The organism is Pseudomonas sp. F220, assembly GCF_057813935.1.
In genome coordinates, this window is record NZ_JBVASJ010000001.1 from 37664 (window position 1) to 62717 (window position 25054).

Genomic DNA, 25054 nt, shown 5'->3' on the forward strand with positions numbered 1-25054 from the left:
ACAGATCCTGAGCACGCTCGCGCCTACACTTGGCCGCGTACTCCTGTAGGAGCCGCCGGTCGACGCTCGATTGCTCGCGATGGCGGACTAATCAACAACACTGAACTCAACCCGTGCGGTCTGCCCGCCCTCATCCAGCACGCTGAGCTGGTAGCGACCGAGCTGATCGAAGGTTGCGTTGATACTGTCTTGATTGGCGCTGTCGCCCAGCGGTGCGCCATTGATGAACCACCATCGTCGACCGCTGCCGCCCAGGGCCGAGAGTTTCAATTGCAGCAGTTCCTGGCTGGCGGCCGGGCGGCGCAGTTGATCGCCTTCGCGCACGCCGACAATCGATAACGGCGAGGCAGCAGCCAGCATCGGTCCCGGGCACTCTGGATCGTTGGCCGGTAAACGTGCTTCCCGACGTTCCACCCTCGGCAACCATGGCTCCAGCGGTGCTGGCCACAACGCAATGTCACGAGCCACGGCGCCCGGGCATTTGGCGTCGACCCGCTGGCCCTTGGCATTGACCCAGATTTTCTCCAGCAAGCCGACACCCAGCGGTTGGTCCAGTGCCTGCAAGGTTGGCGGGGTGGTGCGGTCCAGGGTCCAGGCGAAACGCTGGAGCCGGCAATTAGGGTCACTACGACTCATGGGCTGCCCCAACGGCCAGCAGATCGCCGCTACTGCGACATTCATCGGCACTGGCTGTACCGGCGCGGGGATTCCCCGCTGGCTATCGCGGTTGATCAACACGTCGTGCACTTGCAGCATCAGCGGCGCTGCCGAAGCCAGGCCAAACTGCCCCGGCACCGGCGTACCGTCCGGGCGGCCGATCCAGATGCCAATCAGGTAACGCGGGCCGACGCCAATCGCCCAGGCATCGCGAAAACCGTAACTGGTGCCGGTTTTCCAGGCCAGTACCGGGCGCTGCACCAACTCGGCACGCGGATCGCGATCCGGTCGTGCCTGACCGCTGAGAATCCGCCGCACAATCCACGCCGAACCCGGCGACAGCAACGGCCGCTCACGCAGCACATCGTCGGGCTGCAAACGAAGGTTGGCGCTTTTGCCGCCACGGGCAAATGCACTGTAGCCACTGACCAAGTCCTCCAGACGACTACCGGCCCCGCCCAAAATCAACGCCAGGTTCGGTTCGGCCAACGCTGGCAGCGTCAGCGGCACACCGCCAATGCGCATCTGGGCGGCAAAACGTTTCGGCCCGTAGGCTTCGAGCAGTTGCACCGCCGGCAGATTCAGTGACGTGGCGAGCGCGGCACTGGCCGACACGGCGCCGCTGAAACCCATGGAAAAATTACCCGGCCGATAGTCACCGTAGCGCCTCGGCACGTCCTGAAGCAGTGATTCGGAATGGATCAGCCCGGCATCCATGGCCATGCCGTAGAGGAACGGTTTGAGGGTCGAGCCGGGGGAGCGCATGGCACTGATCATGTCCACATGGCCGAAGCGCCGAGCGTCGTTGATGTCCACCGAACCCAGGTAGGCGCGCACGGCCATGGTCTCTTCTTCGACCACCAAAATCGCCGCGGACGTATGCTCCGGCAAGCGCGCACGCCAACCCAGCAGCAAGTCTTCGAGACGCCGCTGCAAGGTGGCATCAAGGGTGGTGCGGATCAGCGGCGGGCTGTCCGGACGATTCAGCCGTCGAGCCAGCAACGGCGCGAGGCTTGGCTCCAGGCGCGGTGCCAGCAACAGGGGTTCTTCCAGCGCTTCGTTCACCGCTGATTGCGGCCAGACATGGAACTGCGCCAGCCGCCGCAAGACTTTGTCCCGTGCTGCTTGGGCTCGCGCCGGGTGGCGGTCCGGGCGCAAACGGCTCGGCGCCTGGGGCAAAACCGCCAGCAGCGCAGCTTCGGCGTGGGTCAATTGCTGTGGTGATTTACCGAGGTACGCCCAACTGGCCGCAGCAACGCCTTGCAGGGTGCCGCCGAACGGCGCGCGGTTGAGGTACAGGCTGAGGATCTGATCCTTGGACAGATGCCATTCCAATTGCACGGTGCGCCAGAGTTGCCGCAGCTTGCCCGATAGCGTGCGCGAGTGTGGATCAAGCAAGCGCGCCACCTGCATCGACAAGGTGCTGCCACCCGACAATACGCGGCCACCGGTGAGGTTCTGCCACACGGCTCGGCCCAACGCCAAGGGATTCACGCCAGGGTGCTGATAAAACCAGCGATCTTCGTAGGTCAGCAGTGCGTCGAGGTAATACGGCGAAACCTGATGGGTCTCCACCGGGTAGCGCCATACGCCATTGGCATCGGCGAACCGCCACAGCGGCGTGCCGTCTTCAGCCAACACCACACGCGCCTGGTCGTCTTGGGGCAAGGGTAGCGGCCAGATACGGTCGGCGAGCCAGAGCAGCGCGATCAGAAGCAGCAAGGTCATGACCAACCCTCGCAAGATTCTGACCCAGCGGCGCTGCATAACTAATCTAAAACTCAAACCCACGAACCTCTATGCTTTAAGGGAACTCGCCAACGCGATTAATGGCCCAAGGTTCAGGTCTGGCAACGACGCCACCCCTTTCATCAGGACACACACATGCAGGTAGAAAGCTTTTTCAAATGGCTCGGCCAGGCACTCGGTTCAGTCATCCGGTTTATCGTCGATGGGCTCAATGGTCTGTTCAATGCCTTGTCTCACGCCAGCGGCAATTTTATCGAAGGACTTTCCCGGACGCTGGGCATGGACACCTCTGTCATCAGCATCCTCGCGCTGATCATCGGCCTGATGCTGTTGTACTCGGCGATCCGCGCCTTTATGCACGCCTCGATCATTATGGGGATCATCTGGCTAGTGCTGGGGCTGTGGTTGTTGAGCTGGATTATTCATTGAACCCGAGAACGACACGATACCTGTAGCAGCTGGCGAAGCCTGCGCCCGGCTACAGCGGTCGTTAATGGCCATACCGCGTTTTAAGCCAAAGATTGAGTCGTCTGGATTGCGACTGCTGCGCAGCCGGACGCAGCCTGGCGGCAGCTGCTACAAAGGGGCTGTGTTCACCGCAACCCCTCGCGATCTGCCCTATCTTCCCTTGATCACCATCTGCGCCGGTGTTTCGCCTACGGCCTGCCAGTTCGGCCGGTACATGGACTCCACTTGCGGTGGCGGTACGCGGTAGGTGCCCGGGGTTACAGCGCGCGCCAGGTACAGCAGGTGCGTAGTGCCGTAACCGTCCAGGTTCATCGCCGCCACGTAGCGGTCATCGCGGAACTCCTGATGCTTGAGGCTGGCGTTCTGCATCGACACACGCCATTCCTTGACCTTGCTGCTGGCGTTTTCCAGGCTTGCGGCGCTCTGTGCCAGGTTCTGGTTTTCCAGCTCCAGTCCGGCGGGCAACAAATCCACCACCAAGGCATCTGGTACTCGCTGCTTGGCGCTGACCGCCAAGTGCACCAACACCAGATCACCACTGACCAAGGCCTTGAGATTCAACGGCTGGCCGTTCATGCCCAGGTATTCGCGGCGAATGCTCAGGTTCTCGCCACCGGCGACCGGCGCCTGTTGTGGGTAACCCGAAATAGTCAGCTGCTGATACACAGGCTCGCTGCCTTCGTTGTGTAAGGACAGGGGCGATGCCAGAAGCGCACCTTCAAGTTTCAGACCCGGTTGGCTATTGCTCAGCTCACGGACTTCACCGCCGCTGCTCAGTTGCGCGTTCCAGTTGGCTTCCGGTTTGCCCAGCAAACCGCGGCCGGCGAGGAACAGCGAGTTGCGCTCCTGGGTCGACAGGTATTGGCTGGCGGCCAGTTGATCGGACAGCTCGAACAGACGCTCTTCGCGCTTGCCCTTGGCCAGGTCGTTCTCTTCCAGCAGTGCCAGAATCAGTGCCTGATCACGCAGTGGGCTGCCGTAATCGGCGAGCCAATCCTTGCTGTTGCGTGACGTAGCCAACCCTGCGATCAAGGCTTGATCAGCTCGCGGCTGGTCGCCCATTTTCTGCAAGGCGATGGACAGTTGCACCAGCGGCAGACCGGAACGGGCATCGGTGCGACGCTCGAACAGACTGCGCAGCGCACCCAGCGGCGCCTGTTGGCTGCGGGCCAATACCAAACCGGCATAGGCCTGCACCGCGAAACGCGTGTGCTCGGCGTTTTCGCTGTAGTTCACTTCGATCAGGTTGCGCTCCTGCACGTAACGCAGCAGCCGTTCACTGGCTTTTTTCAGCGCCTGGGGCGGAACCGTGAAACCTTGCTCGCGAGCACGCAGCAGGAAGTCGGTGACGTAGGCGGTCAGCCAGTACTCTTCTTCACCGTCCGCGCCCCACAAACCGAAGCTGCCGTTGTAACGCTGCATGCCCAGCAAGCGTTCGATGCCCAGCTCGATCTTGCGCTTGCGGTCGGCATCCGGCTCGCCTGCAAGACCCAGGCGTTTAAGGCTCGCGGCGTCTGCATAAAGCGATGGATACAAGCCGCTGGCAGTTTGCTCCAGGCAGCCATAGGGGTAAGCCTTGAGCGCACGAATCTGTTCGCCAAGGTTTAACGGCGGTCGGCTCGACAAGCTGAGCAAGGCCTCACGCCCGGCCGCTTCGAACAACGACAGCTCTCCTTCCGGCAAGCTCCACGGTTGATCTTTAAGCACGGCGCGATAGTGCTTGAGCAGGGCCGGATAGGCCGGGCGCACGCCCAATGTCCATTCGCGAGTGAACGGAGGCAGGTTCTCGCCCGGAAGGTCGAGTCCATTGACCAGCACGTTGACTTTGCCTTGTCCGAAACCGCCCAGCGCCTGCACCGGGATCTGCAAAGTAGTGCGCTGGCCTTGGGTCAGTTGCACGCTATGGGTCGCTTCGCCGAGCAGGTTCAACTGGCCCTCGGCGCTCAGTTGCACCGTCAATTGCTGTGCCTTGCCAGAGAGGTTCGACAGGTCCAGCGCCAGCTTCGTCTGGTCACCGCCAGCGAGGAAGCGCGGCGCCGAGAGCTCTGCGATCAGTGGTGCGGCGATCACGGTTTTGCCTTCGGCCATACCGTAGCGATCGTCGGTCCAGGCCTGAGCCATCAGACGCAGCTCGCCGTTGAAGTCCGGGATATCGACGCTGACTTCGCCTTCGCCCTGTTCGTTCAGGGTCACCGGCGCGCTTTGCAGGGCAACGATGGTCACGCTGGTGTCCGGGCGCTTGCCGCCCTTGGCAAGCGCCGCGTCACCACCGAAGGCGAGGCTGGCCAAACGGCCCTGCCCGGCTTCGATCAGCTGCCCATAGATGTCCAGTTGATCGGCGCCATAGGCCTTGCGACCGAACAGGCTGGAGTACGGGTCCGGCGTCGGGTATTCGGTGATATTGAGGATGCCCACGTCCACCGCGGCCAGCAGCACATGCACTTGTTTCGGTACGCTGCCGTCGGCATTTCTCGCCTGAATCTTCACCGTCAGCGGCTGTTTCGGACGCATTTTTTCCGGCGCACTCAGGGTCAGGCCGAGTTTGCGCTGGGTGCGATCCAGCGGCAGGTGCAGTACGCCGACCGCGCGTTTCGGGGTGACATTGGCTTTGCGTTCACCGGGACGAATCACTAACGCACTGACATACAGATCATGCCGCGACCATGTCGGATCGAGTTTGACCGCGAAGCTTTTGCCCTCGGCCGGCACGTCGATTTCCTGCCACCACAGTGGTCCGTCGCTGGACTCCACCAGCAGATAGCCTTTACCGGCAGCCGGCGGGGTGACGGTCACGTTGGCCGTATCACCATTGCCATAGGCCGGTTTGTCCAACGCCAGCTTGACCTGGTCTGGACGCACCGCGCCGCCTTCGGCATTGTCCTGCGAACGGTAGCCGGCCCAGAAGCGCAGGCTGCTGACCAAACCGGTCTGCGGGTCTTCGACTTCGACGCGGTAGGGGCCCCACTCCACCGGGAAGCTGATCTTCGCGGTATCGCCAGCTTTGATGCTGACGGTTTCTTCGTCGAGGTTGAGGAACTTTTCGTTGAAGTGATAGCTCCAGCCATCGCTCTCCGAGTAGTTCCAGTAATAGTCACGGCGCTCGCGCACCAGACGGACCTTGAGGTTGTCCGCCGCCAGTTTCTGGCCTTCATTATTGGCCACCAGCAGCTCGAATTCGACCGGGCCATCGCCGTTGGTTTCTTTGCCTTCGAACAACGCTCGCAGCCCCGGCAGGCGATCCGCCGGCCACACCGGCTGCATCACTCGACGGGTGATCGGGCGACCGCCGGACTCTTGCAGACTGGCCTGAACGATCAGTTGCAGCGGTGACTTGGCTTGGGCCCATTTGCTTTCCAGCTCGATGGTCGCCTCGCCATTGGCGTCCAGCGTGCTTTCGTCGAGTTCCAGATCCTGGCTCAACTCTTCTTCGGTGACCGAGCCGAACTGATAACCAGGCAAAGCGTTGACCGCCTCACGCAGCGGGCGCACATACACCTGGCTGCTCAGACGATTACCGGAGGCTGGCGCGCCATACAGGTAGCGGCCATTGACGCTGAATTCAGCGGTATCGGCCGGTTTGATCGGGGCATCGCTGCCTTTGAGCTCAAGGGCCAGACGCTCGGGCAGGAAGTCTTCAACGAGGAACTCATACAGCTGCGGCTTGCCGTCACCCAGATCGAACACCAGTTGCCAGCGCCCGGTCGGCGCTTCACCGGCCAGTTGCAGTGGGTATTGATAGAGGCCGGACGCATCGGCGTCCCAGACGAATTTGCGGCTGACCTGTTCATCCGGACGACGGACTTCGACGCTGACCGGTTGCGGTTTGACCGCATGACCGTCCTTGTCCCGCAGCAAGGCATTAAGCAGCACGGTTTCGCCGGGGCGATACAGATCGCGCGGGCCAAACACAAAAAATTGCAGGGGGTGAGCTTGCGGCCCGCCGATATTGAACTCGGCCAGGTCCAGCGCAGCGCTGTTCAGTCGCAGCATGCTGGTCTGCTCGCCCTGATGGGCCAGCAACACTTCGGCTTTTTTCGGCAGCGCCAACTCGGCATGGCCGCCCTTCTCGGTCTTGCCTTGGCCCACTACCCGGCCCTCGCCGTCGAGCAGTTCGAGGCTGACGCCATCCAGGGCTTTGCCGCCTTCCAGCGCTTGAGTGAAGACGTCCAGACGGTTCTGGTAACGGTGCACCGACAGGCCGATATCGCTCAGGGTGAACAGGGTCGCCGGTTGCGAGTAGTTGTAGGTGCCGGAAGCACGCATCACCGCCAGGTATACGCCGGGTTGCTGCAATTGCTTGAGGCCGGCGATCGGCAGTAACAGGGTTTCCCGGGTATTGCGCGCAGGGTTCAGGTCGAAGCGGCCGCCGTAGACCAGATCGGCCATCGGCAGCAGTTCACGCGATTCATAACTGTGCAGGCTGGTGCTGCGGCCCCACTGCGCCAGAAACGCCGGCAAGGATTCGGGCTTGATCCGGAAGAACTCGACGTCGATCTTGTCGACGTTCAGCGCGATCACCGGCAGCCCTTCGGCCAAACGGGTCGGCAGCAAGGTGCCACGACTGGCGAAGCCTACGGTGGGTTGCAGGTCACGGGTTTCCAGGCGGCTGACGTATTCGGCGGTAAGCTTGGCGTCGTTAATCCCACGCAGCCCGGCATCGACGGTCAGCACCAGTTTGCGCTGCGGCTCGAGGTGACGCAGACGCAGTTCCATCAGGTTATCGGAGAGTTCCCAGGCGCCATCGACCTTGCCGGTCTTGCTGTCCACCAGGTGCAGTTTTTCGTCGAACTTCTGCTCTGGGTCCAGCGGCACCGAAAAACTCACCGACAGCGTGCTGGCGCCATCGAGCTGCACTTCGGAAACGTCCACCACGCTTAACTCACGGCCGACGTAGCGCTGCCTCAGAGCCGCAACGTCCTGAACCGCTTTGGCCTTGGGCGCTGAGACCGTCGCTGCGGGCGCGGCGGTGGACGGCGCTTTATCGGAAGTCGACGAATCGCAAGCGCTTAGCAGCGCCAACGCACAGGCCAGAAACAATCCTTTGTTAAGCATGGGGCACTCATTGGCGGGGGTATCGAAGGGTTGAACTATATATCACTGACGCCAAACCGCCGGTCACATTGATCGACGGAGGGCAGAGGAACAGACCCAGAGACTTTCGGTGCGATCTTTTGGGGACGCTGCGTGTTTAACTCACCAGCATCGGAGCAAGCTCCCTCGCCACAAAAAAGCGGATCTGCCGCTACAATGCCGGCTCAACAAGGAGCCTGCATGTCCACCCTGATCACCGACTGGCGCCACCGCCCAACCCATCGCCGTGTCTGGGCACTCGCGGCGCCGATGATTCTGTCGAACATCTCCGTTCCACTGGTAGCCCTGGTCGACAGCACGGTGATCGGCCATCTGCCCCACGCCCACCAACTCGGTGCCGTGGCTATCGGCTCCAACCTGTATCTCTTTCTGGCCTGGTCGATGGGCTTTCTGCGCATGGGCTCCACCGGTTTCGCCGCCCAGGCCGCCGGGCGTGGAGACGGCGCAGCACTTCGACAAGTCCTGCTGCAAGGCTTGCTGTTGGCCATGGGCTTGGCGCTGCTGCTGGGTGTCATTGGCGTGCCGCTGAGCGGTATCGCTTTAAACCTGATGCACCCCTCTGCCGAACTCGACCAAATGACCCGGGACTTTTTCCATACCCGGCTGTTCGGCCTACCCGCGGCGCTGGCCAGCTACGCACTGGTCGGCTGGTTCCTCGGCACCCAGAACGCCCGCGCACCGCTGGCGATTCTGCTGAGCACCAACCTGGTGAACATCGCGTTGAACCTGTGGTTCGTCCTCGGACTGGACTGGGGAGTGGTCGGCTCGGCGCGGGCTTCGGTCATCGCCGAATGGACCGGTGCCCTGATTGGCCTGGCCATGACCCGCAAAGCTCTGCGCGCCTACCCCGGCCACATCGTGTGGGCCGCGCTGGCGCTGTGGCAAAGCTGGCGACCACTGCTGGCGGTCAATCGGGACATTTTCATTCGCAGTCTGGCGCTGCAATCAGTGTTTTTCCTGATCACCGTGCAAGGCGCACGGTTGGGCGACGCAACCGTCGCGGCCAATGCCCTGCTGCTCAACGGTTTACTGCTCACCGCCCATGCCCTCGATGGCCTGGCCCATGCCGTGGAGGCCCTGTGCGGTCACGCCATCGGCGCCAATGACCGGCAGGCTTTGCGCCGCTCGCTGGTGGTGGCCTGCGGTTGGTCGTTGCTGACAAGTCTGGGCTTCGCCGTGATGTTTATGTGTGCCGGTCATCTGTTCATCGAGATGCAGACCAACATCCAGAGCGTGCGCGACACCGCATTCATCTATTTGCCTTACCTCGCCGCGCTGCCGATGATCGCGGTCTGGAGCTACTTGCTCGACGGCCTGTTCATCGGCGCCACCCGCGCCAGGGAAATGCGCAACGGCATGCTGCTGACCGTAATCATCGTGCTGCCGGTCGCCTGGGCGCTACAGGGCTTTGGCAACCATGGTCTGTGGCTGGCGTTTCTGCTGTTTATGCTGCTACGAAGCCTGACCCTCGGCGCTTTTGCGTGGCTCATAAGCAAAAGCGATGGCTGGTTTGGCGTCAACGCCCGCTGAGCAGGTGCTGTACGAACACAAACGATTCGTTGACTGGAATTGGCGTCTCTCGACAGAAGGGGGGACGTGGGACTCTCGCTGAGAGACATCGTTGATGTAGAGAGCCTGGTACAGATCAGGACGCGGCCTGAATGAAATGAAGAGCTGCGCTCTTTGATCCTTCGAAAATAAATGGCTTGTGCCCTAGACGCCTGAAAAAAAAGCCGCGTCAGGCCATCTGAAAAAACACACGGGTTGCAGTGCATTTTTCAGACAGCCTGAAACGGCTGTTTGTTACCTCAAGAAGACAGGTAAGACGAGCGAGTCAGGCCCAGACGCAGAGCGTCGAGGTATTGAGTGCGTTCGGCCGGGCTGATTTTCGCGCTGGCGACTTTGTCACGGTAGTGAGTCATCAGCTCTTCTGGAGACAAATGCACATAACGCAGCATGTCTTCGATGGTGTCGTGGGTTTCGATACCGGCGCTGTACACGCTGCCATCCGGGTTCTGGTAGAGGTTCACCGAGTCGGTATCACCGAACAGGTTGTGCATATCCCCAAGGATTTCCTGATAGGCGCCTACCAGGAAAACCCCCAGCAGGTAATCTTCACCGTCGTTCAGCGCATGCACCGGCAGGCTGGTTTCGATGCTTTGTTCATCGACGTACTGCTTGATCTTGCCATCGGAGTCGCAGGTCAGGTCTTGCAGCACGGCACGACGCATCGGTTCTTCATCGAGACGGTGCAATGGCAGAATCGGCAGCACCTGGCCGATCGCCCAGGTGTCCGGCAGGCTCTGGAACACTGAGAAGTTACAGATGTACTTGTCGGCGAGCTTGTCATTGAGTTCGTCGAGCACCTGACGGTGGGAACGCTGACGGGCTTTCAACGAGTTGTGCAGGCGGCGGCAGACCGCGAAATAGCACTGCTCGCCCAAGGCTTTGTCGGCCAGGGTCAGTTTGCCATCGGCGTACTGGGCAGCGATGTCGCTCATGTAGTGCGTGGCGCGCCAGTAGGTCTCGGTGACCATCTCGATGTCGGTCGGACCCAACAGGTCAACCAGCCATTGCACGGTTTCCGGCAGTTCTTCCTTGTTGTCGATCAGCGGCACGTCATCGTTGTGTTTCTCGACGTCGGTCACCTGGACCACCAGCATGGCGTGATGGGCGGTCAGCGAGCGCCCGCTCTCGGAGAAGATGTTCGGATGCGGCAGGCTCTGCGCGTCGCAGAATTCCTTGAGCATGCCGACCACGACACCGGCGTAGTCGTCCATGTCGTAGTTGATCGAGCTGGCATTGCGCGAGTGGGTACCGTCGTAGTCAACACCCAGGCCACCGCCGACGTCGATGTGATCCACCGGCAAGCCGAGGTTGCGCAATTCGCCGTAGTAACGGATCGCTTCCTTGAAGCCGTGCCGGTAGTCATCCAGGTTGGCGATCTGCGAGCCCATGTGGAAGTGCAGCAAACGAATGCCCTGGTCCAGGCCGGCCGCGCGGAAACGCTCGACCACCGACAACAGTTGCGCCGCGGACAGACCAAACTTGGATTTCTCACCACCGGTGTCAGCCCACTTACTCGAGGCCAGGGACGACAAACGCACCCGCAAACCGACCTGTGGCTTGACCTTGAGCGAGGCGGCTTCTTCGATCACCAGACCGACTTCGGATTCTTTCTCGATCACGATGAACACGTTGTGACCGAGCTTCTGGCCCATCAGCGCCAGACGAATGAACTCGCGGTCCTTGTAACCGTTGCAGACGATGGTCCCGCCCTTGGGCGCCAGCGCCAGTACCGCCAGCAATTCCGGCTTGGAGCCGGCTTCCAGGCCAATAGAAACGTCCTGGGTGGCGATGATGCTCTCGATCACCGCTTCCTGCTGGTTAACCTTTATCGGGTACAGCGCGGTGTACTTGCTCTGGTATTCCAGACGCTCGATGTTAGCGTCGAACGCGCCGGTCAGCTGACGTACGCGGTCTTGCAAAATGTCCGGGAAGCGCACCAGCAGCGGCAACGACAGCCCGCTTTTACGCAGTTCCTCGACTTGTTCGAACAGGTCGATAGGTGAGCTGCTCGGGCCGTTCGGACGAACTTCAACGCGACCGGCGTCACTGATCGCGAAATACCCGGCCCCCCAATGGCGAATCCCATAAACACTGCGACTGTCCGCAACTGTCCATTGGCTGCCATCGTCTTTGCGTGTGCGTCGTACGGACATCGAAGTCCCCTATAAATGAAGTCAAAAAGCGTCGCCCGAATCCAGGCTGGCGCAGTCTAAAGAGTAAAAGTGACGATTAGCCTGCATTCGAGGGGGATAGACCTCGCCTGCAGCGCGGAGTTTAGAAACCGGTATTGAACAGGCTCTGTGAAAACCATGGAGACGACGGCAACCTGAATCGGATCAGGACTGCGTCAAGTCGGGGTGGTCTTCACAGAGGCTGCTAGCCGCCGGACTTCTTCGCTTTGAAACCGAGTTTGATCAGCTCTGCCAAGAGTAGCTCGACATGTTCGCCCTGGATCTCGATGATCCCGTCTTTCAACGCGCCACCGGTGCCGCAACGCTTCTTCAGCGTCGTGGCCAGCTCCTTTAGCGCGTCTTCGGCCAACGGCACGCCGGTGATGGTGGTCACCGTCTTGCCGCCACGGCCCTTGCTTTCGCGACGCACGCGAGCGATGCCGTCGCCAGCAGGGATAACGGTTTGTTTGCAGATGCAGGCATCCACCGGCTGGCTACAGTCCGGGCAATGTCGACCTGCGTCGGTGGAAAATACCAGGCCACCAAGGGCGGCGAAGGATGCGGCTTTTTTGGCCACCGGCAATCCTCTTGGGAGGACAAAGACTGGTCGAAGCACTTTGGCAAGTGCCATCGACCGCGAAGCCCCACTCAGGCAGGGGCAGCGCTACTGAACCAGGTAACCCTGTAGGAGCGAGCTTGCTCGCGAAGAACGCAAGGACGACGCGTGCAGTCTGAATGCACGCGTTATCGTTAACGTCCATCGCGAGCAAGCTCGCTCCTACAAAAAGCAAAACCGGTCCAGCTTGAAAAGGTCGCGCAGTGTAACGGCAAAAAGCGCACTTGCTAAGAGCCAATCGGCGCCAATTTATGCATCTTTTGCGACGTGTCGGCCCTGTGAGCGCAGATAGCGCTTCAACGCCGCCAGAGAGTCCGGGCAATAAGGCTTTTGCGCAATTTCCTGCATCACCTGGTCGATCGGCATGAAGCGCGCTTCCAGCACTTCTTCGGGCTGCAAACGCAACGGCCCGTCCCAGACCGCCGAGAACGCCGAACACCACAGCCGATTGCCGGTGTCTTCAAAGAAAAAGTGATCATGTGCCGTCAGCTCCACACCGCTCACCCCAAGCTCTTCTTCCAGCTCACGAGCCGCCGATTCGGCATAGGTCTCAGTCGCCAACACCATCCCGCCGGCCGCCACATCCCAGAACCCTGGATAGATGGCTTTGCTCAAGGTGCGCCGATGCACGCACAACTCACCGGCAGAATTGAACAGCATGATGTAGGTACCGCGTCCGATCAGCCCGCGCTCACGCAAATCGGACCGGACCAGGGCACCCAGCAAGTTGTCTTGCTCATCGACCCAGGCGATGTGTTCGGCATCCGAGGCCGCGCGATGTGCGGCCTCTTTAGAGGTAGCGACCATGACTCAGCCTTGGGAAAGCAGTTGACGCAAATCGATGACCGCCGCATTGGCCCGCGAGATGTAGTTGGCCATGACCAGCGAGTGGTTGGCCAGAATGCCGAAGCCGCTGCCGTTAAGGATCATTGGGCTCCACACGGGTTCCTGGGAGGCTTCCAGCTCACGAATGATCTGACGCACGCTGACCGTGGCGTTTTTCTTGGCCAATACGTCGGCAAAGTCGACTTCGATGGCCCGCAGCAGATGGGACAACGCCCAAGCCTGACCGCGTGCCTCGTAGAACACGTTGTCGATCTGCAGCCAAGGGGTTTCTACCACCTCTTCATCTAACTGCGGCACCTGACCGGGTGCCAGTGTTTCGGTTTTCAGCGCGGTGTTGAGTTTGACCCGGCCGACGCTGGCCGACAGCCGCTGCGACAGCGAGCCCAAGCGAGTGGCCACATCACCCAGCCAGTTATTGAGATTGTCGGCTCGGGCGTAGAACAGGGCGTTTTTCTGTGATGGATCTGACAGGCGCGCCTGATAGCGACTCAGCGAATTAATGCCTTCCTGATACTCGGACTCACTGGAAGGCAGCATCCAGCTCTTGTTGTCGAAGTTGAAACGCGGCTCGGCCTTGGCCAGATCAGCGTCTTCAGCGGATTGCGATTGCGAACGGGCGAAGTCTTTGCGCAGGGCACGGGTCAGGTCGCGGACCTGTACCAGCACGCCATATTCCCAACTAGGGATATTGTCCAGCCAGACACCCGGCGGAAAGCGATCATTGGAGAGGTAACCGCCGGGCTTGTTCAGCAGCGTACCGGCAACGGTCTTGAGGGTTTCCACCGTGGTGTAACCGACGACCATCTGCTTGCCTTCCTTCTCGGCCGCCATTTGAGCGTTCTGCTGAACCGGAAACAGTGCCGGCTCCTGGCTCCAGTACCAGCCTACAGCGATGGTCACCAGCAGATACAAACCCACCACCGTGGCCAAGGCACGGCTGAACAGCAAGCCACCGAAATAGCTGCGGGTTGCCGACTTCGGTTCAGCGGCACGTTCAGGCGCGCTGCCTGCGCGGTTCTTCCAATCCAGCATGGCTATATCCTTTCAATCACTTAAGTTCATGGATTCGACCACAACCCTACTCCATCGTGCTTCGGATCGAGCGGATTAAATCAGCCGTCAATCAACGCGCCGCACAATAATCGCGCATCAAGCGGCGACTATCAATGAAGCACAGCCGCCAGCCTGTGCGACCAGCCGGTCAAAAAATGAATCAAGTCGCTTTGCAGATTATTGACCTACGGCACTCATGCGACCGAAAAGAGGTGCTAGCATAGCGCCACCAGTCAATCTCAGCATGCCCCCCTAACTAGTAGTTCAGGATATGACCGAGCCAGAAGACCCCAGCCGTGAGCGCCTCAAGCACCACTTTGCCCAGCGGGTAATTCATCAGGCACGTCAAATTCTTGAGATATGGCAACGCCTGCAGCGAAGCGAATGGTCGACCACCGACCTGTCGGAACTGGCCGAGGCCAACTTGCGTTTGCTGCGGTTTGCGGAACGTTTTGAACAACCTGAACACTGTCAGCTGGCACGCAGCATCGGCCATTCGCTGGAAGCGGTAGATGCCAACCGCGGGCGCCTGAGCAGTGGCCTGATCACCGATCTCAATCGCTTGATGCAACGCTTGTCCCGCACCGGCCTGCGTCATGGCGATCAACTCGAACAAACCTACCTGCCACCGCTGCGCAAGCCGATCTACGTGATGCTGCAAGATCACGACCGCGCCGAGCGGTTGGCCAAACAGCTTGAGTTCTTTGGACTCTGCGCTCAGTCGTTGGACAGTGTGGCGGCATTCCGTTCCTCACTGGTCGAACGGCTGCCCGCTGCGATCGTCATGGACGTCGACTTCTGCGGCACCGGCATGGGCCTGCAACTGGCGGCCGAAGCCCAGGAAGGCCTTGAGCACAAACTGCCGCTGCTGTTCTTCAGCCTGCACGAAACCGATACCCCGACCCGTCTCGCAGCCGTGCGCGCCGGCGGTCAGGAGTTTTTGACCGGCACCCTTGAAGCCTCGAGCCTGCTGGAAAAGATCGAAGTACTGACCTGCGTCGCCCAGTACGAACCGTACAAAGTGCTGATCATCGACGATTCACGCGCTCAGGCATTGCACACCGAACGCCTGCTCAACAGCGCCGGAATCGTCACCCGCACCCTGATCGAGCCGATTCAAGCGATGGCCGAGCTGGCGGACTTCCAGCCGGACCTGATCATCCTCGACATGTACATGCCGGCCTGCACCGGTACGGAACTGGCCAAGGTGATTCGCCACAACGATCGCTATGTCAGTGTGCCTATCATCTATCTGTCAGCCGAAGACGATCTGGACAAACAGCTGGACGCCATGAGCGAAGGCGGCGACGACTTCCTGACCAAGCCAATCAAGCCGCGGCACCTGATCACTACCGTGCGCAACCGCGCGGCCAGGGCGCGCAATCTCAAGGCGCGGATGGTTCGCGACAGCCTGACCGGTTTGTACAACCACACCCATATCCTGCAATTGCTCGAAGACTGCAGCTTCCGCGCCCGTCGCGAAAGCAAGCCGCTGAGCTTCGCGATGCTCGACATCGACCACTTCAAACGGGTCAACGACAGCCACGGCCATCCTATGGGCGACCGCGTGATCAAGAGCCTGGCGCTGTTTCTCAAGCAACGCCTGCGCAAGACCGACTTCATCGGACGCTATGGCGGCGAAGAGTTCGCCATTGTCATGCCCGACACCGATGTCGAATCGGCCTACAAAGTACTCAATGAAATCCGTCAGCGCTTTGCAGAAATTCATTATCCAGCGCAACCTCAGGATCTCTGGTGCACCTTCAGCGCCGGCGTCGTAGAGCTGCGCGAGGATTCCGACGGTCTGATGATGGCCAGCCAGGCAGACGAGGCGCTGTACCGCGCCAAGCACGCTGGGCGAAATCGTGTGCAAGCTGCTCTGCAATCAAAGCAAAGTGCCACCTTTTCATCGGAATTCACCGACTCAGTCATAACGCTGTAACATAAACGCAATAACTTCAGGCACTTACCATTCTGTCGCTGGTAGACCTTTGATGCGCCTGAAGCTGCTGACCAATCTCAATACCCTCCTTTTAGTCGCCGTTTGCCTCGCCTTGGGTGCCACGCTCTGGTGGTCGCAACGAGCGCTGGAACGACCCTATCTGCTGATGGAGCGCTACTTGGGCCTGTCGCAGCAGTTCCAGAATCAGGTGGCGCGCAATATTGAGGACTACCTGGCCAGTGGCGACGCCCTGCGCTTGAGTGCCGCCAACCAATCGCTCGAAACGTTGCAAAAAGAACTCGGCGAGTTGCCTGTCGACCTGGCGCAAAGCCTGCGCCCAAGCCTTTCGAGCCTGGATGACTTCAGCAAGACCGACCTGCTGGCCGCTGGCAAACTCGCCGGTGACCCGCAAGCGCTGCTGCTGCAGGCGGAGCGAGAGCTGGGCGCCAACCTGGAACAGCTCAGCCAGTACGCCACCGGTGCCAATACCCCGAATGCCTCAGGTTACTTGCCGTTGTTACTGGCAGCGTCGCAGCACTTGGCCAAACTGTCGCTGGCCCGGGACAAACTGGTCAGCAGCGGTCGAAGCGAACTGACTGCCGACGTCGAGCGTGAGGTCACCAGCATCCGCGCCCAAGCTGAACAGCTGGAGGCCCTGCCATTGTTAGGTGTCACCGCCAGCAGCGAATCGAATACCGGCGACTTCGCCTCCCTGATGGGGCTGGAGAGCACTGAAAAAAGCACCGCCGAAGACACTGGCGTTGACCTCAAGCGCGAACTCAACAGCCTGCTGACACGTTACCCGGCCGAACTGAGCCGCACTCGCGAGCAGATCCACAAACGCGCCGAACTCAGTGACGCCACTCACCTCAAGATCACTGCCGTTGCGCAGGCAATAGCCGGCCTGGAACCTGCCGTTCGCGCTCAACACGGGCAGATTCAGGGCGAAGTGCGGATCATCCAGGGACTGATGATTGGTCTGATCCTGTTGATCGCTTTGCTCATTGATACCTTGCAGCGACGTCTGGCTCGTGTATTGACCAACCTCGCGCCGGCCTTGTCGACCTGGGCCGAAGGCGACTTCAGTCAGGATATCCAACTGGGCGCCACCAACCGCGAGCTCCACGATATTGAAGCGTCGCTGAATCGCCTGCGGGCGTACCTGGTCGACCTGGTGGGGACCATCCGGCAAAACGCCGAACAGGTCGCCGGCAGCAGCCGCGCCTTGGCCGAGTTGAGCAGCGGCCTGCACAGCGGTGCCGAACGGCAGGCCGGGGATACCGCACAAATACGCGACTCATTGGGCGAGCTGGAAGCCACCATTGTGCAAGTAGCCGGTGATGCCAGCCAAGCAGCCGACGCCAGCCGTCACGCAGGGCTTGCGGTCGAACACGGCCAGAAAGTGATCGGCCTGAGCCTCACTGGGCTGCATGCTTTGGTGGGCGAAGTACAAGGCAATGCACAGATGATCGAACACCTGGCCGAAGAGTCGGCGACCATTGGCGGCGTGCTCACAGTGATCCGCTCAATTGCCGACCAGACCAATCTGCTGGCGCTGAACGCCGCCATCGAAGCCGCTCGCGCAGGGGAGATGGGCCGAGGGTTTGCGGTGGTCGCCGAAGAAGTCCGCTCCCTGGCACAACGTACCGCGGGTGCCACCGCCGAGATCCAGACGCTAATCGCTGGCCTGCAAACAGCGGCCCGGCAATCGGTGGAAGGCATGCGCGCCCAGGTCGAACACGCCGAAGCCACTGCCAACCAGGCACAAGCAGCTGACGGTGCGCTGGATGAAATCGTCGGGGCGATCCAGACCATTTCCGATACCGCCGTGCGCATCGCCGATGTCACCGCCCAGCAGAGCGGTGCCGTCAGTGAAATCCGCGATCACAGCGAGCGGATTCACCAATTGGGTGGGGATAATTTGCTGAGGATTGGCGAAGGGCGTGAGCACGGGGATAATTTGTTGGTGCTCGGAGGGCGGCTGCATACGGCTGTTCAGGCTTTCCGCGTCTGAGGTACCGCCATCGCGAGCAGGCTCGCTCCCACAGGGGTACGCATTCCAATGTGGGAGCGAGCCTGCTCGCGATGGCGCCAGAACAAACACTACAAAACTCCAGGCCCGGCACACCCGCCTGCTGTCCGCTATCATGCGCACACTTTTGATACGCGAGATCGCTATGCGCCGTCTGCTCTGTCTGATGCTGTTATTGCTCACCCTGCCGGTGACCGCCGCCGGGCTGCTGGACAGTCGCCCCAGTTCGACCTTGGGCGCGATCAACAACAGCGCCGACTTCCTGCCGGTACGCGAAGCCTTTCAGTTGAGCCTGGTAGAAAGTACCCCGCAATCGATCAAACTGCGCTTCGTCGCCACCGAAGGTTATTACCTCTACCGCCATCGCTTTCAGTTCCGCGCCGAGCCTGCCGACGTCACGCTTAGCGCCGCTCAACTGCCGCAGGGCGAGAAAAAACATGATGAGTATTTCGGCGACGTCGAGGTCTACCACGGCATTCTCGATGTAGAACTACCGCGCACGCCCGGTGATCAGCGCGCCTTTACCCTGGCGGTCACTTATCAAGGTTGTGCCGATAAAGGCCTCTGTTATCCGCCAGAAACCGAGCGACTGAGCATTGATGGCAAACCCACTTCAGTCATTAGCGCCGAGATGCCAGCGACCGGCCACCAGACCCGCTGGAACTGGCATGAGCTGGCATTGTTCTTCCTCGCAGGTTTAGGCCTGACCTTCACCCCTTGCGTACTGCCCATGCTGCCGATCCTTTCCGGCGTTGTGCTGCGCGGCCAGGTCGGTGGTTTGCGCGGTTTTAATCTGTCGTTGGCCTACGTGCTCCCGATGGCGGCCTGCTTTGCCTTGCTCGGTGCACTGATGGGGATGTTCGGCGCACAACTGAATCTCCAGGCTCGCTTGCAATCAGCCTGGGTGCTGTTGCCGTTTGCGCTGTTTTTCGGGGTGTTCGCCCTGGCCATGTTCGGCATCTTCGAACTGAAACTGCCGCACGCCATCAGCAGCCGTCTGGACCGCGTGGCGAACCGCACCGAAGGCGGTTCTCTGTGGGGCGCAGCGGTGCTTGGGGTAGTTTCCAGCCTATTGGTTTCGCCCTGCGTTTCGGCACCATTGGCCGGCGCTCTGCTTTATATAAGTGCCAGCGGCGATGCGCTGGGCGGCGCACTGAAACTCTTCGTGCTGGGCCTGGGCATGGGCGCTCCGCTGTTGCTGGTCGCCACTGGCGGAGCGGCCTGGCTGCCGAAAAGTGGCCCATGGTTGGTCTACGTTAAACATGCCATCGGCATTCTGCTTCTTGGGCTGGCAATCGGTTTGCTCAGTCGCGTGCTGCCAGGCCAGATCACCTTGCTGCTGATCGGCTTGCTGGCCGCCGGTGTCGGTCTGTTTCTCGGTGCCCTGGAGTTCATCTACAAGGCCCCGAGACAGCGCCTGACACAGCTGCTAGGGCTGTTACTGTTGTTCTATGCGCTGTCCTGCTGGTACGGCGCATTCAGCGGCCAGAGCGACCCGTTGAACCCGATCGGGCGATCACTGACCGTCAATTCGGCCAGTAGCGCACACGCTCAGAACACCCACCAATGGCAGACTATCAATACGCCTGTGGAGCTGGATCGCGTCCTCGCCGAAGCCAAAGCTGCCAGCACCCCACTATTGCTCGATTGGTACGCCGATTGGTGCATCAGCTGCAAAGTCATCGAGCATGAAGTGCTTACCGACAGCAGCGTCATCGAACGGCTCAAGAACTATCGGCTGATCCGCTTCGACATGACTGCCAGCAACCGCGAACAACGTGCCCTGCTCGACCGCTACAAACTGTTCGGACCTCCCGCACTGATGTTTTTCGGCAAGGATGGCGTCGAACGTGGTGACGTGAGGGTGATCGGCGAGATCAATGCAGCAGACTTCGCCGAACGTGTTGCGAAAGCGAATGACCTGATTTAATCAGTTGGTCATATATTTCGCGCAAACATCGGGCATTGTGCTGGCTATTGCAGAGAACTGGACAGTCACAAAGGCTTTGCGGCATAGTCGCCGGGTTCTGACAACTGCACACAGATAACAAGGAACAGCTGATGGCGACCTTACTGGTTCTGCACGGACCCAACCTGAACCTGCTCGGCACCCGCGAACCGGGTGTCTACGGTGCAGTAACCCTGGCTGAGATCAATCAGGATCTGGAACAGCGAGCCCGCAGTGCTGGCCATCATTTGCTCTATCTGCAAAGCAACGCCGAGTACGAATTGATCGACCGCATCCATGCCGCACGCGGCGAGGGTGTGGATTTCATTTTGATCAATCCAGCAGCTTTTACACATACAAGCGTCGCATTACGTGACGCGCTGCTGGCGGTGAGCATCCCATTCATCGAAGTGCATTTGTCTAACGTGCACAAACGCGAACCTTTCCGCCATCACTCTTACTTCTCCGACGTTGCGGTGGGAGTGATCTGCGGCCTTGGCGCCAGCGGTTATCGACTGGCCCTGGAGGCCGCCCTGGAACAGCTTGAACAACAAGCTAAACGCCCCTGACCGACCCTTGGGAGTTGATGATTCATGGATATCCGTAAAGTTAAGAAACTGATCGAACTGCTGGAAGAATCCGGTATCGACGAGCTCGAGATCAAGGAAGGCGAAGAATCCGTACGGATCAGCCGTCACAGCAAAACCCCTGCACAACAGTTCTACGCACCAGCACCAATGGCCGCTCCGGCTCCGGTTGCCGCGCCAGTCGCCGCTGCTCCAGTGGCCGCTGAAGCTCCAGCAGCACCGAAACTCAACGGCACTGTGGTTCTGTCCCCGATGGTCGGTACGTTCTACCGCACCCCGGCACCAACTTCGCCAGCCTTCGTTGAAGTTGGCCAGAGCGTGAAAAAGGGCGACACCATCTGCATCGTTGAAGCGATGAAAATGATGAACCACATCCAGGCCGAAGTCAGCGGTGTGATCGAATCCATCCTGGTAGAAAACGGCCAGCCGGTTGAGTACGACCAACCGCTGTTCACCATCGTTTGAACCGCGGAGAACCAACGATGTTGAAACCTGCGAAGCTGGAAAAAGTCCTGATCGCCAACCGCGGTGAAATTGCCCTGCGGATCCTGCGCGCTTGCAAGGAAATGGGTATCAAGACCGTCGCGGTTTACTCGACTGCCGACAAAGAGCTGATGCATTTGGGTCTGGCCGACGAAAGCGTTTGCATCGGCCCGGCGCCTGCCAATCTGTCTTACCTGCACATTCCGGCAATCATCGCGGCAGCTGAAGTCACTGGCGCCACGGCGATTCACCCTGGCTACGGCTTCCTCGCGGAAAACGCTGATTTCGCCGAACAGGTCGAAAAATCCGGTTTCGCCTTCATCGGCCCGAAAGCTGACACTATTCGTCTGATGGGCGACAAGGTTTCAGCCAAGGCCGCCATGAAGCGCGCCGGCGTACCGACCGTGCCAGGTTCCGACGGCCCGCTGCCGGAAGACCCGGAAACCGCTATCGGCATTGGTCGCGAAGTCGGCTACCCAGTGATCATCAAAGCCGCTGGCGGCGGCGGTGGTCGCGGCATGCGCGAAGTGCACAACGAAGAAGACCTGATCGAAGCGGCCAAGCAAACCCGGGCCGAAGCTGCTGCCTGGTTCAGCAACCCGATGGTCTATCTGGAAAAATTCCTGACCAACCCACGTCACGTGGAAGTCCAGGTACTTTCCGATGGCCAGGGCCATGCCATCCATCTGGGCGACCGCGATTGCTCGCTGCAACGCCGTCACCAGAAGGTTCTCGAAGAAGCGCCGGCACCGGGCATCGACGAGAGAGCTCGCCAGGAAGTCCTCGCTCGTTGCGTGAAAGCCTGCATCGACATCGGCTACCGTGGCGCCGGCACATTCGAGTTCCTTTACGAGAACGGCCACTTCTACTTCATCGAGATGAACACTCGAGTCCAGGTAGAGCACCCGGTATCGGAAATGGTCACCGGGATCGACATCGTCAAGGAGATGCTCAGCATCGCCGCTGGCAACAAGTTGTCGTACACCCAGGACGACGTAAAGATCCACGGCCACGCACTGGAATGCCGGATCAACGCCGAAGACCCGAAAACCTTTATCCCTTGCCCAGGCATGGTCAAGCATTTCCATGCTCCGGGCGGCAATGGTGTGCGGGTCGATTCGCACCTTTACAGCGGCTACAAGGTTCCATCGAACTACGACTCCCTGATCGGCAAGCTGATCACCTGGGGAGCGACGCGCGATGAAGCCATGGCGCGTATGCGCAATGCGCTGGATGAAATCGTTGTCGACGGGATCAAGACCAACATCCCGCTGCACCGCGATCTGGTCCGCGATGAAGGCTTCTGCGAAGGTGGAGTCAACATCCACTACCTGGAACACAAGCTGGCCAAGCAGCACTAAGCTTGATCCAGACCAACAAAGCCGCTTTCGAGCGGCTTTGTTGTTTCTGCTTCTATCTCCTATGCAGGAGCAGCCGGTCGACGCTCGATTGCTCGCAATGAAGCCTGACGCCCCGCAGCGTTCTCAGGCTCATCGCGAGCAAGCTCGCTCCTACAAGCGCACGGGACGGGCGTTTATCGTTTTTGAATACACGCAGGCGCTGAGCTCGCGTAAACTTGCGCGCTTCTCGCAGCCCGCTAGGCTGCACATTATATTTTTCAAAGGTGCCCGCCATGCCTTGGCTGCAAGTCCGTCTCGCCATCAGCCCAGAACAAGCCGAAACCTACGAAGACGCCTTCCTTGAAGTCGGCGCCGTTTCGGTGACCTTCATGGACGCCGAAGACCAACCGATCTTCGAGCCGGAACTGAACACCACCCCACTGTGGTCCCACACTCATCTGTTGGCGCTGTTCGAAGACGGCACCGACGCTGCGAGCGTGCTGGCCCATATGGAGCTGCTGACCGGCGGTCCACTGCCTGAACATCACAGCGAAGTGATCGAAGACCAGGACTGGGAGCGCAGCTGGATGGACAACTTCCATCCAATGCGCTTCGGCCAGCGTCTGTGGATCGTCCCGAGCTGGCATGCCGCGCCGGAGCCGGACGCAGTCAACCTGCTGCTCGACCCAGGCCTGGCCTTCGGTACTGGCACCCACCCGACGACCGCACTGTGCCTGGAATGGCTCGACGGTCAGGACCTGAAGGACTGCAATGTGCTGGACTTCGGTTGCGGTTCGGGGATCCTGGCGATTGCTGCTCTGCTGCTGGGCGCCAAAGAAGCCGTCGGCACCGACATCGACGTGCAAGCACTGGAAGCCTCCCGCGATAACGCCGGGCGCAACAACATTGCCGAAGAACTGTTCCCGCTGTACCTGCCACAGGATTTGCCGCAGGTTCAGGCCGACGTACTGGTTGCCAACATCCTCGCAGGCCCATTGGTTTCCCTGGCTCCGCAACTGTCCAGCCTGGTCAAACCGGGCGGCCGTCTGGCTCTGTCGGGCATCCTCGCCGAGCAAGGCGAAGACGTCGCAGCGGCCTACGCTCATGACTTCGAGCTGGACCCGATTGCCAATCGCGAAGGTTGGGTGCGCATCACCGGCCGTCGGCGCTAGAATGAGTGCCTGCACAGACCGGATTGCCGCATGACTGACAGCTTCGTCACCCAGTGCCCGCATTGCCAAACCAGCTTTCGCGTCAGCCACGCCCAATTGAGCGTGGCCCGTGGAGTGGTTCGATGCGGCTCATGCCTGCAGGTGTTCAACGCCGCACGGCAGTTGCTCGAGCAACGCACTGGCAAGGAAGCCGTCGCACCCGACGTGGCTGCACCGGTTGAATCACCGCCTCAGCGAGCTATCAGCCAGAAACAATGGACGGCCGCCGAACTCGATCTGGACAACCTCGACCTCGACGAAGAACTCGCCAAGCTCGAACAACGGGAAATCCAGCCGACCAAGGAGTTCGGGCAAGAGCGCAAACACAAAGAGGACTCGCTGAGTGCGCGCCGGGATACAACCGACGGCGAGGAAGAGCAATGGTCCGACAGCCTGTTCAGCGGATCGGCTGCCGAACGCGCAGAAGCGATTGAGCCCGCTCAGCCTCCAACCAACACAAACAGCAAGCCGACAGCCCCGCCCGTCGAACCGACCAAACCCAGCCGCACTGAGCCCTCACTGTCTTTCGAGCTGGCCGATCTGGACGACGACCACACGGTGCCGTCTATGCGCCCGGACCATGAGCCGCAAGCGCACGAACACCACGAACGCCTGTCGGCAACGGATGATGCCGACGAAGAACCGCTGGAGGCCAAACCTCCGCGCAAAAAGCGCGCACGCAGTGAGCCCGGCGTGCACGACGAGGTGCTACAGGACCTGGTCGACGAGCCGGTGCACCTTGATTGGCAAAAGCGCCGCTCGCCTTGGGGCAGACGCTTCTTCTGGGTATTACTGATTCTGCTCGGCGCCGCCGCACTGGCAGGTCAGTACATCGCCTACCATTTCGACGAGCTAGCCCGTCAGGACCAATACCGGCCATGGTTCCAGCAACTGTGCCCGAAAATCGGCTGCACGGTGCCGTCCAAGGTAGACATCGCACGCATTAAGAGCAGCAATCTGGCGGTACGCAGCCATCCGGATTTCAGTGGTGCACTGGTGGTCGATGCAATTATCTACAACCGCGCACAATTCTCTCAGCCATTCCCGTTGCTGGAGTTACGCTTTGCAGACCTCAACGGACACCTGATCGCCAGCCGGCGCTTCAAGCCGAGCGAGTACCTCAACGGCGAGCTTGAAGGTCTGGCAGAAATGCCACCACAGACGCCGATCCATATCGCCCTGGACATCCTTGATCCCGGCCCCAAAGCCGTCAACTACAGCCTGAGCTTCCATTCGCCCGAGTGAAACGCGTCAGTCAATCGGCACGGCTACGCCTTGACGGCGGCTTTCT

General features: G+C 60.3%; 16 protein-coding genes. 10 read left to right on the plus strand and 6 right to left on the minus strand.

From position 1 onward, the window contains the following. Positions 1 to 87: 87 nt before the first annotated feature. On the minus strand, positions 88 to 2424 hold the full coding sequence (gene pbpC / locus ACZYSM_RS00210; protein WP_489067686.1) for a peptidoglycan glycosyltransferase PbpC: 2337 nt from the start codon (positions 2422 to 2424) through the stop codon (positions 88 to 90). A 117-nt stretch (positions 2425 to 2541) separates the two neighbouring features. Between pbpC and ACZYSM_RS00215 the strand changes: the two genes are divergently transcribed. Further along, positions 2542 to 2835, plus strand: a complete 294-nt coding sequence (locus ACZYSM_RS00215; RefSeq protein ID WP_489067688.1) for a hypothetical protein — start codon at positions 2542 to 2544, stop codon at positions 2833 to 2835. 189 nt (positions 2836 to 3024) lie between these two features. Here ACZYSM_RS00215 and ACZYSM_RS00220 read toward each other — a convergent pair whose 3' ends face one another. Further along, entirely contained in the window at positions 3025 to 7926 is a 4902-nt protein-coding gene (locus tag ACZYSM_RS00220; RefSeq protein ID WP_489067690.1) for an alpha-2-macroglobulin family protein, read from the minus strand. Positions 7927 to 8145: 219 nt separating this feature from the next. On the opposite strand from ACZYSM_RS00220, the gene ACZYSM_RS00225 reads away from it, so the two are divergent. Next, a complete protein-coding gene (locus tag ACZYSM_RS00225) occupies positions 8146 to 9495 on the plus strand; it encodes an MATE family efflux transporter (RefSeq protein WP_489067692.1) in 1350 nt (449 codons plus the stop codon). 278 nt (positions 9496 to 9773) lie between these two features. Here the strand turns inward: ACZYSM_RS00225 and speA are convergent, their stop codons facing one another. The 4 genes from speA to ACZYSM_RS00245 form a co-directional block, all read right to left on the minus strand. Continuing rightward, a complete protein-coding gene (gene speA, locus ACZYSM_RS00230; RefSeq protein ID WP_489067695.1) occupies positions 9774 to 11687 on the minus strand; it encodes an arginine decarboxylase in 1914 nt (637 codons plus the stop codon). A 223-nt stretch (positions 11688 to 11910) separates the two neighbouring features. Continuing rightward, the gene (locus ACZYSM_RS00235; RefSeq protein WP_489067697.1) at positions 11911 to 12282 is read right to left on the minus strand and encodes a translation initiation factor Sui1; all 372 of its coding nucleotides are present in this window, start codon (positions 12280 to 12282) and stop codon (positions 11911 to 11913) included. A 288-nt stretch (positions 12283 to 12570) separates the two neighbouring features. Continuing rightward, on the minus strand, positions 12571 to 13128 hold the full coding sequence (locus tag ACZYSM_RS00240; protein WP_489067699.1) for an NUDIX hydrolase: 558 nt from the start codon (positions 13126 to 13128) through the stop codon (positions 12571 to 12573). A gap of 3 nt (positions 13129 to 13131) precedes the next feature. After that, positions 13132 to 14199 (minus strand): DUF2333 family protein, encoded by a 1068-nt coding sequence (locus tag ACZYSM_RS00245; protein WP_489067701.1) that lies wholly within the window; start codon positions 14197 to 14199, stop codon positions 13132 to 13134. A 292-nt stretch (positions 14200 to 14491) separates the two neighbouring features. On the opposite strand from ACZYSM_RS00245, the gene ACZYSM_RS00250 reads away from it, so the two are divergent. From ACZYSM_RS00250 to ACZYSM_RS00285, 8 genes are all read left to right on the plus strand, one after another. Further along, positions 14492 to 16162 carry a diguanylate cyclase gene (locus tag ACZYSM_RS00250; RefSeq protein ID WP_489067703.1) on the plus strand — a complete coding sequence of 557 codons (1671 nt, stop codon included), beginning with the start codon at positions 14492 to 14494 and terminating at the stop codon, positions 16160 to 16162. A gap of 970 nt (positions 16163 to 17132) precedes the next feature. Then, positions 17133 to 18176 (plus strand): methyl-accepting chemotaxis protein, encoded by a 1044-nt coding sequence (locus ACZYSM_RS00255; protein ID WP_489068264.1) that lies wholly within the window; start codon positions 17133 to 17135, stop codon positions 18174 to 18176. A gap of 163 nt (positions 18177 to 18339) precedes the next feature. Further along, on the plus strand, positions 18340 to 20124 hold the full coding sequence (locus ACZYSM_RS00260) for a protein-disulfide reductase DsbD (RefSeq protein ID WP_489067705.1): 1785 nt from the start codon (positions 18340 to 18342) through the stop codon (positions 20122 to 20124). A gap of 131 nt (positions 20125 to 20255) precedes the next feature. Continuing rightward, positions 20256 to 20711, plus strand: coding sequence for a type II 3-dehydroquinate dehydratase (aroQ, locus tag ACZYSM_RS00265; protein ID WP_489067707.1), 456 nt, complete (start codon positions 20256 to 20258; stop codon positions 20709 to 20711). 24 nt (positions 20712 to 20735) lie between these two features. Then, positions 20736 to 21194 (plus strand): acetyl-CoA carboxylase biotin carboxyl carrier protein, encoded by a 459-nt coding sequence (gene accB, locus ACZYSM_RS00270; protein ID WP_489067709.1) that lies wholly within the window; start codon positions 20736 to 20738, stop codon positions 21192 to 21194. Positions 21195 to 21211: 17 nt separating this feature from the next. Continuing rightward, positions 21212 to 22573, plus strand: a complete 1362-nt coding sequence (accC, locus tag ACZYSM_RS00275) for an acetyl-CoA carboxylase biotin carboxylase subunit (protein ID WP_489067711.1) — start codon at positions 21212 to 21214, stop codon at positions 22571 to 22573. 272 nt (positions 22574 to 22845) lie between these two features. Further along, complete coding sequence (gene prmA / locus ACZYSM_RS00280; RefSeq protein ID WP_489067712.1) at positions 22846 to 23724, plus strand: 50S ribosomal protein L11 methyltransferase; 879 nt, start codon at positions 22846 to 22848, stop codon at positions 23722 to 23724. A 30-nt stretch (positions 23725 to 23754) separates the two neighbouring features. Beyond that, the gene (locus ACZYSM_RS00285) at positions 23755 to 25008 is read left to right on the plus strand and encodes a DUF3426 domain-containing protein (protein ID WP_489067713.1); all 1254 of its coding nucleotides are present in this window, start codon (positions 23755 to 23757) and stop codon (positions 25006 to 25008) included. Positions 25009 to 25054 lie beyond the last annotated feature (46 nt).

What these genes read in the sequence shown, in the direction of transcription:
- pbpC (WP_489067686.1), bottom strand. Translation starts at nt 2,424, where the DNA reads ATGCAGCGCCGCTGGGTCAGAATCTTGCGAGGGTTGGTCATGACCTTG.
- ACZYSM_RS00215 (WP_489067688.1), top strand. Translation starts at nt 2,542, where the DNA reads ATGCAGGTAGAAAGCTTTTTCAAATGGCTCGGCCAGGCACTCGGTTCA.
- ACZYSM_RS00220 (WP_489067690.1), bottom strand. Translation starts at nt 7,926, where the DNA reads ATGCTTAACAAAGGATTGTTTCTGGCCTGTGCGTTGGCGCTGCTAAGC.
- ACZYSM_RS00225 (WP_489067692.1), top strand. Translation starts at nt 8,146, where the DNA reads ATGTCCACCCTGATCACCGACTGGCGCCACCGCCCAACCCATCGCCGT.
- speA (WP_489067695.1), bottom strand. Translation starts at nt 11,687, where the DNA reads ATGTCCGTACGACGCACACGCAAAGACGATGGCAGCCAATGGACAGTT.
- ACZYSM_RS00240 (WP_489067699.1), bottom strand. Translation starts at nt 13,128, where the DNA reads ATGGTCGCTACCTCTAAAGAGGCCGCACATCGCGCGGCCTCGGATGCC.
- ACZYSM_RS00245 (WP_489067701.1), bottom strand. Translation starts at nt 14,199, where the DNA reads ATGCTGGATTGGAAGAACCGCGCAGGCAGCGCGCCTGAACGTGCCGCT.
- ACZYSM_RS00250 (WP_489067703.1), top strand. Translation starts at nt 14,492, where the DNA reads ATGACCGAGCCAGAAGACCCCAGCCGTGAGCGCCTCAAGCACCACTTT.
- ACZYSM_RS00255 (WP_489068264.1), top strand. Translation starts at nt 17,133, where the DNA reads ATGATTGGTCTGATCCTGTTGATCGCTTTGCTCATTGATACCTTGCAG.
- ACZYSM_RS00260 (WP_489067705.1), top strand. Translation starts at nt 18,340, where the DNA reads ATGCGCCGTCTGCTCTGTCTGATGCTGTTATTGCTCACCCTGCCGGTG.
- aroQ (WP_489067707.1), top strand. Translation starts at nt 20,256, where the DNA reads ATGGCGACCTTACTGGTTCTGCACGGACCCAACCTGAACCTGCTCGGC.
- accB (WP_489067709.1), top strand. Translation starts at nt 20,736, where the DNA reads ATGGATATCCGTAAAGTTAAGAAACTGATCGAACTGCTGGAAGAATCC.
- accC (WP_489067711.1), top strand. Translation starts at nt 21,212, where the DNA reads ATGTTGAAACCTGCGAAGCTGGAAAAAGTCCTGATCGCCAACCGCGGT.
- prmA (WP_489067712.1), top strand. Translation starts at nt 22,846, where the DNA reads ATGCCTTGGCTGCAAGTCCGTCTCGCCATCAGCCCAGAACAAGCCGAA.
- ACZYSM_RS00285 (WP_489067713.1), top strand. Translation starts at nt 23,755, where the DNA reads ATGACTGACAGCTTCGTCACCCAGTGCCCGCATTGCCAAACCAGCTTT.